At 63.9% G+C, this 1,805-nt stretch carries 2 protein-coding genes; one reads left to right on the top strand and one right to left on the bottom strand.

All coding sequences use genetic code 11. The features are described 5' to 3' along the window. Positions 1 to 136: 136 nt before the first annotated feature. Complete coding sequence (locus tag ACTS2Z_RS13010; protein WP_442573639.1) at positions 137 to 1,417, bottom strand: NupC/NupG family nucleoside CNT transporter; 1,281 nt, start codon at positions 1,415 to 1,417, stop codon at positions 137 to 139. A 137-nt stretch (positions 1,418 to 1,554) separates the two neighbouring features. Between ACTS2Z_RS13010 and ACTS2Z_RS13005 the strand changes: the two genes are divergently transcribed. Next, a complete protein-coding gene (locus ACTS2Z_RS13005; RefSeq protein ID WP_442573638.1) occupies positions 1,555 to 1,743 on the top strand; it encodes a DUF1289 domain-containing protein in 189 nt (62 codons plus the stop codon). Positions 1,744 to 1,805 lie beyond the last annotated feature (62 nt).

Genomic DNA, 1,805 nt, shown 5'->3' with positions numbered 1-1,805 from the left:
TCCACGCCCGGCTGGCTGCGGTCCAAACTCTGGCCGAAGGCGGGGGATTAGAGGTTCCACCCTCATGTTGATACGCGCTTTGCGCGCCTCATCCTGAGGGCGAACGTTAGTGAGCGTCTCGAAGGACGAGGGGCTTTTAAAGCCCGAACAGACCGCCCGGCAGCGCGCCGATCACAGCGCCCGTCATCAGCGTGGCCAATGTGCCGGAAATGAGCGCGCGCGGCGCGAGCGAGAGAATGTCCGCCCGGCGAGAGGGCGCAACTGCAATCAGCCCGCCGATCAGGATGCCTACGGATGAGAAATTGGCAAAGCCGCACACCGCATAGGTCATGATCAGGCGTGAGCGCGGCGAGAGGGCGTCGCCAGCACCGGCCAGCGCGTCATAGGCGAAAATCTCGTTCAGCGCGGTCTTCAGCCCCATGATGGAGCCGGCGGTCTGGGCCTCGGCCCACGGGATGCCGGCCAGCCAGACCAGTGGGGCAAAGAGCCAGCCAAGGACGCGTTCGACCGAAAGCGGCGCACCGTTGATCTCGCCGATGGCGGCCAGCGAGAAATTGATCAGCGCCACGATGGCGGTGAAGACCAGCAGCATCGCGATGATGTTGATGAACAGGCGCACACCGTCAGACACCCCGGTGGTCAGCGCATCCATGGAGGAGTGATAGAGGTTGACCGGGATCTTCTCCTTGCCGGCCTGTTCCTCGGTCTCGTCCTGCGGGTGCATCAGGCGGGCCAGCAGCACGGCGGCCGGAACCGAGATCAGCGAGGCGGTCAGGATATGGCCCGCTGCGTCGGCAACAATGCCGGAGAGCTGGCTGACATAGATCGCCATCACCGAGCCTGCGACGGTGGAGAAACCCACTGTCATAATGAGGAAGAGGTCAGACCGGCTCATCGTGGGCAGGCGCGGACGGATCAGCACCGGGCTTTCGGTCATCCCGAGGAAGATGTTGGCCGCCGCGCCAAGGCTCGCCGCGCCCGACAGGTTCAGGATGCGCCGGAACAGGAGCGCAAAGCCGCGCACGGCAAATTCCAGCACCCGCCAGCGCCAGAGCAGGGCGGAGACCGCCGACAGCACGATCACCATCGGCAAGGCCTGAAAGGCAAAGATGAAGGTGGAGGCGCTGGATTCCGGATTGAGGAGGAAGGGGCTTTCCCCGCCGCCGACATAGCCGAACACGAAGCTGGTGCCTTGCGTTGTCGCCGCCTGCAGCACTTCCACAACGCTGGTCAGCGAAGCGAGGAAGGCGCGCGTCGGTTCAAAGCTGTAGAGCGCAAAGGCGATGGCGAACTGCACGATGACAGCGCCCAGAATCAGAACCCAGGGCGGCATCTTGCGCGGACCGAGCGCCCAGGCGATGGCGACAAAGGCGAACACGCCAAGGAGGCTGCGCAATTGCAGGCCGAGATCTTCCATGTATTTCCCCCGCGGCACCCGGCCGTGATGCGTGAAAGCGCGGGTGCTAGCCCGCCTGTCTGACCCGCACAATAGGCAGGGTGCAGACAAAGGGGAAGCGCTTGCAGGCACGGGGGTGCACGCCTTATGTGGAAGCCATGAACGCTCCCGTCTGGTCACCCTGCATCAAGGTCTGTTTCGTCGATCCGCGCGAGGGCGTTTGCGTGGGCTGTTTTCGTACAATGGAAGAGCTTGGGCGCTGGACGAAGCTGAGCGATGCCGAGCGCGAGGCGGTCAAACCGCTGCTGGATGAGCGCCGCGCAGCCTATGAGGCAAAGGTGCGGTAGGAAACCTGTCTTTAGTTCCGCAACGCATCCGCGTTGCGATGTTCCGCGAAAAGTCGCGGGCG

The organism is Glycocaulis sp. (genome assembly GCF_052168375.1).
Classification (GTDB): domain Bacteria; phylum Pseudomonadota; class Alphaproteobacteria; order Caulobacterales; family Maricaulaceae; genus Glycocaulis.
This window is presented reverse-complemented; position numbering and strand designations above follow the sequence as displayed.

Bases quoted from the DNA above. Each gene is read 5' to 3' on its own strand.
- ACTS2Z_RS13010 (WP_442573639.1), bottom strand. From the start codon at position 1,417: ATGGAAGATCTCGGCCTGCAATTGCGCAGCCTCCTTGGCGTGTTCGCC.
- ACTS2Z_RS13005 (WP_442573638.1), top strand. From the start codon at position 1,555: ATGAACGCTCCCGTCTGGTCACCCTGCATCAAGGTCTGTTTCGTCGAT.